2 tRNA genes and 3 rRNA genes are annotated in these 5,787 nt (G+C 50.2%); all 5 read left to right on the top strand.

Features of this window, described 5'->3' with window-relative positions:
* The first annotated feature begins 471 nt into the window (after window positions 1-471).
* Window positions 472-2,006, top strand: a 16S ribosomal RNA gene (locus NU688_RS33770).
* Window positions 2,007-2,085: 79 nt separating this feature from the next.
* Window positions 2,086-2,162: transfer RNA gene (locus NU688_RS33765), tRNA-Ile, on the top strand.
* Between the two features lie 29 nt (window positions 2,163-2,191).
* Window positions 2,192-2,267: transfer RNA gene (locus NU688_RS33760), tRNA-Ala, on the top strand.
* 335 nt (window positions 2,268-2,602) lie between these two features.
* Window positions 2,603-5,476, top strand: a 23S ribosomal RNA gene (locus NU688_RS33755).
* 145 nt (window positions 5,477-5,621) lie between these two features.
* Window positions 5,622-5,734 (top strand): 5S ribosomal RNA (gene rrf, locus NU688_RS33750).
* Together the 16S, 23S and 5S rRNA genes with 2 tRNA genes alongside form the textbook arrangement of a ribosomal RNA operon.
* Window positions 5,735-5,787 lie beyond the last annotated feature (53 nt).

Below are 5,787 nucleotides of genomic sequence, written 5' to 3'. Positions count from 1 at the left end.
TATACTCGTGGGCTCGGCTGACAACGCAGTGATGTGTTGTTCGGTGGTTGCCCTGGAAGGGGTGGTTGCTGATGAGTTGGCTGAAAAAAGCTTCTTCGAAGTTGACTGGATTGCAAAAAACAGTGCATAATCGAAGGCTCCGCTGAAGCAGCTTCAGCGTCTCGCAGCGAAGGTTGCGGGGTGCGAATAAGAAGATGTTGAAAGCGAAAAAAGTTTGACGGTTCTTTAAAAACCGTGATAGACTACAAGGCTTCGCTGATCACAGCAAGCAAGACGAAGTAAACGCAAAGTTGCTTCGTTGTTCGTTAAAAATTTACAGCCGATAAGCGTGGGCGTTTGAAGGTAATTGCGTAAGTTCTTCGGAACAAGTCGCAAGACTTAAAAACGCTCATGAGATAGAAGTGAAGTTCACTTTAATTCTTTTTTTATGAGTTTTGCTTGACCGCGAGGTCAGGCGCAAAAATCAAGATCGAACTATAGAGTTTGATCCTGGCTCAGATTGAACGCTGGCGGCATGCCTTACACATGCAAGTCGAACGGCAGCGCGGGAGCAATCCTGGCGGCGAGTGGCGAACGGGTGAGTAATACATCGGAACGTGCCCAATCGTGGGGGATAACGCAGCGAAAGCTGTGCTAATACCGCATACGATCTACGGATGAAAGCAGGGGATCGCAAGACCTTGCGCGAATGGAGCGGCCGATGGCAGATTAGGTAGTTGGTGAGGTAAAGGCTCACCAAGCCTTCGATCTGTAGCTGGTCTGAGAGGACGACCAGCCACACTGGGACTGAGACACGGCCCAGACTCCTACGGGAGGCAGCAGTGGGGAATTTTGGACAATGGGCGAAAGCCTGATCCAGCCATGCCGCGTGCAGGATGAAGGCCTTCGGGTTGTAAACTGCTTTTGTACGGAACGAAACGGCCTTTTCTAATAAAGAGGGCTAATGACGGTACCGTAAGAATAAGCACCGGCTAACTACGTGCCAGCAGCCGCGGTAATACGTAGGGTGCAAGCGTTAATCGGAATTACTGGGCGTAAAGCGTGCGCAGGCGGTTATGTAAGACAGTTGTGAAATCCCCGGGCTCAACCTGGGAACTGCATCTGTGACTGCATAGCTAGAGTACGGTAGAGGGGGATGGAATTCCGCGTGTAGCAGTGAAATGCGTAGATATGCGGAGGAACACCGATGGCGAAGGCAATCCCCTGGACCTGTACTGACGCTCATGCACGAAAGCGTGGGGAGCAAACAGGATTAGATACCCTGGTAGTCCACGCCCTAAACGATGTCAACTGGTTGTTGGGTCTTCACTGACTCAGTAACGAAGCTAACGCGTGAAGTTGACCGCCTGGGGAGTACGGCCGCAAGGTTGAAACTCAAAGGAATTGACGGGGACCCGCACAAGCGGTGGATGATGTGGTTTAATTCGATGCAACGCGAAAAACCTTACCCACCTTTGACATGTACGGAATTCGCCAGAGATGGCTTAGTGCTCGAAAGAGAACCGTAACACAGGTGCTGCATGGCTGTCGTCAGCTCGTGTCGTGAGATGTTGGGTTAAGTCCCGCAACGAGCGCAACCCTTGTCATTAGTTGCTACATTCAGTTGGGCACTCTAATGAGACTGCCGGTGACAAACCGGAGGAAGGTGGGGATGACGTCAAGTCCTCATGGCCCTTATAGGTGGGGCTACACACGTCATACAATGGCTGGTACAAAGGGTTGCCAACCCGCGAGGGGGAGCTAATCCCATAAAACCAGTCGTAGTCCGGATCGCAGTCTGCAACTCGACTGCGTGAAGTCGGAATCGCTAGTAATCGTGGATCAGAATGTCACGGTGAATACGTTCCCGGGTCTTGTACACACCGCCCGTCACACCATGGGAGCGGGTTCTGCCAGAAGTAGTTAGCTTAACCGCAAGGAGGGCGATTACCACGGCAGGGTTCGTGACTGGGGTGAAGTCGTAACAAGGTAGCCGTATCGGAAGGTGCGGCTGGATCACCTCCTTTCTGGAAACAAGCAATTTAATTTAAACGCCCACACTTATCGGTTGTTGGAAGAAGTCGAAATCTTCATTGATTCTCGATTGGGTCTGTAGCTCAGCTGGTTAGAGCACCGTCTTGATAAGGCGGGGGTCGTTGGTTCGAGCCCAACTAGACCCACCAAATCTTCTGATTTCTCGTGTGAGAGTTTTGGGGGATTAGCTCAGCTGGGAGAGCACCTGCTTTGCAAGCAGGGGGTCGTCGGTTCGATCCCGTCATCCTCCACCAATAAATCGATACTTAAATTCAACACCAAAGCGGCTTTGTGCGTGAGCATGAGGCTTCTTTGTTGTTGATCGAGATCTCTTGATCAATCGGCTGTTCTTTAAAAATTCATAGAGTCGAATCAGCGTTGCTGATGGAAACTGCACATTCGTAAAGGTTTAGTGCAGACCGTGCCATCAGCAACATAGAATTTTTGATTGCGTCAAAAGAAACTTCAATTTCGAGTCAAATCGAATTTTGAATGTAACGGCATAACGCGTCAGGTGAAAGACCTGACATATTCCTTGAAATGATTTTGTGTTTCGCCGGAGCAATCCAGTGAGACGTCAAAGTTATAGGGTCAAGTGAATAAGAGCACGTGGTGGATGCCTTGGCAATGATAGGCGACGAAGGACGTGATAGCCTGCGATAAGCTTCGGGGAGCTGGCAAATTAGCTTTGATCCGGAGATTTCCGAATGGGGAAACCCACCGAAAGGTATCGCATAGTGAATACATAGCTATGCGAGGCGAACCGGGTGAACTGAAACATCTCAGTAGCTCGAGGAAAAGACATCAACCGAGATTCCGAAAGTAGTGGCGAGCGAAATCGGAAGAGCCTGTTAGTGATAGCACAAGACATAACGGAACAGTTTGGAAAGACTGGCCATAGCGGGTGATAGCCCCGTACGTGAAATGACCTGTGTGGTACTAAGCTAACGACAAGTAGGGCGGGACACGAGAAATCCTGTCTGAATATGGGGGGACCATCCTCCAAGGCTAAATACTCATCATTGACCGATAGTGAACTAGTACCGTGAGGGAAAGGCGAAAAGAACCCCGGGAGGGGAGTGAAATAGATCCTGAAACCGCGTGCTTACAAAAAGTAGGAGCCTCGTAAGGGGTGACTGCGTACCTTTTGTATAATGGGTCAGCGACTTACATTCAGTGGCAAGGTTAACCGAATAGGGAAGCCGTAGAGAAATCGAGTCCGAATAGGGCGATCAGTCGCTGGGTGTAGACCCGAAACCAAGTGATCTATCCATGGCCAGGATGAAGGTGCCGTAACAGGTACTGGAGGTCCGAACCGACTAGTGTTGCAAAACTAGCGGATGAGCTGTGGATAGGGGTGAAAGGCTAAACAAACTTGGAAATAGCTGGTTCTCTCCGAAAACTATTTAGGTAGTGCCTCAAGTATTACCATCGGGGGTAGAGCACTGTTTTGGCTAGGGGGTCATGGCGACTTACCAAACCAAGGCAAACTCCGAATACCGATGAGTACAGCTTGGGAGACAGAGCACCGGGTGCTAACGTCCGGACTCAAGAGGGAAACAACCCAGACCGCCAGCTAAGGTCCCTAAAATTGGCTAAGTGGGAAACGAAGTGGGAAGGCTAAAACAGTCAGGATGTTGGCTTAGAAGCAGCCATCATTTAAAGAAAGCGTAATAGCTCACTGATCGAGTCGTCCTGCGCGGAAGATGTAACGGGGCTAAGCCAGTTACCGAAGCTGCGGATTTGCAATTTATTGCAAGTGGTAGGAGAGCGTTCTGTAAGCCTGTGAAGGTGCGTTGTAAAGCGTGCTGGAGGTATCAGAAGTGCGAATGCTGACATGAGTAGCGTTAAAGGGGGTGAAAAGCCCCCTCGCCGTAAGCGCAAGGTTTTCTACGCAACGTTCATCGGCGTAGAGTGAGTCGGCCCCTAAGGCGAGGCAGAGATGCGTAGCTGATGGGAAACAGGTCAATATTCCTGTACCGTTATATAGTGCGATGTGGGGACGGATCTTAATAGGTCATCCAGTTATTGGATTATTCTGGTTTAGTTGGATGTAGGCGTGCATTAGGCAAATCCGGTGCACATATACCGAGGCCAACGATCGAGCGGACTTGTCCGTGAAGTGACTGAACGAGGTTCCAGGAAAAGCCACTAAGCTTCAGCTATATACGACCGTACCGCAAACCGACACTGGTGCGCGAGATGAGTATTCTAAGGCGCTTGAGAGAACTCAGGAGAAGGAACTCGGCAAATTGACACCGTAACTTCGGAAGAAGGTGTGCCCTATTAGTGTGTAGTGAACAACGAAGCATGAATGGGTTGCAAAAAATCGGTGGCTGCGACTGTTTATTAAAAACACAGCACTCTGCAAACACGAAAGTGGACGTATAGGGTGTGACGCCTGCCCGGTGCTGGAAGATTAAATGATGGGGTGCAAGCTCTTGATTGAAGTCCCAGTAAACGGCGGCCGTAACTATAACGGTCCTAAGGTAGCGAAATTCCTTGTCGGGTAAGTTCCGACCTGCACGAATGGCGTAACGATGGCCACACTGTCTCCTCCTGAGACTCAGCGAAGTTGAAATGTTTGTGATGATGCAATCTCCCCGCGGAAAGACGGAAAGACCCCATGAACCTTTACTGTAGCTTTGTATTGGACTTTGAACAGATCTGTGTAGGATAGGTGGGAGGCTTTGAAGCAGGGTCGCTAGATCTTGTGGAGCCAACGTTGAAATACCACCCTGGTGTGTTTGAGGTTCTAACCTAGGTCCATTATCTGGATCGGGGACAGTGCATGGTAGGCAGTTTGACTGGGGCGGTCTCCTCCCAAAGCGTAACGGAGGAGTTCGAAGGTACGCTAGTTACGGTCGGACATCGTGACGATAGTGCAATGGCATAAGCGTGCTTAACTGCGAGACTGACAAGTCGAGCAGATGCGAAAGCAGGACATAGTGATCCGGTGGTTCTGTATGGAAGGGCCATCGCTCAACGGATAAAAGGTACTCTGGGGATAACAGGCTGATACCGCCCAAGAGTTCATATCGACGGCGGTGTTTGGCACCTCGATGTCGGCTCATCTCATCCTGGGGCTGTAGCCGGTCCCAAGGGTATGGCTGTTCGCCATTTAAAGAGGTACGTGAGCTGGGTTTAAAACGTCGTGAGACAGTTTGGTCCCTATCTTCCGTGGGCGCTGCAGATTTGAGGAAGCCTGCTCCTAGTACGAGAGGACCGGAGTGGACACACCTCTGGTGTATCGGTTGTCACGCCAGTGGCATTGCCGAGTAGCTAAGTGTGGAAGAGATAACCGCTGAAAGCATCTAAGCGGGAAACTCGTTTCAAGATGAGATCTGCCGGGGCCTTGAGCCCCCTAAAGAGTCGTTCAAGACCAGGACGTTGATAGGTCAGGTGTGGAAGCGCAGTAATGCGTTAAGCTAACTGATACTAATTGCTCGTGCGGCTTGACCCTATAACTTTGATCATCAAGATCAAGGTGTTATGCCAAGTTGACGCATTCAAAATACATTCAAGCAAGCGCAAGACAATTGCGCGCTGATTCCAAACTCTATGAATTCGTTTACTTGATCATGTGATCAGGTAAACAACCCTTTATGCCTGATGACCATAGCGAGTTGGTACCACTCCTTCCCATCCCGAACAGGACAGTGAAACGACTCAGCGCCGATGATAGTGCGGGTTCCCGTGTGAAAGTAGGTCATCGTCAGGCTCTTACAGCCCAGAAAACCCCAGTCAGAATCCTGACTGGGGTTTTTTGCTTTG

The organism is Variovorax sp. ZS18.2.2, from assembly GCF_024701975.1.
In the GTDB taxonomy this organism is placed as follows: domain Bacteria; phylum Pseudomonadota; class Gammaproteobacteria; order Burkholderiales; family Burkholderiaceae_C; genus Variovorax.
This window is presented reverse-complemented; position numbering and strand designations above follow the sequence as displayed.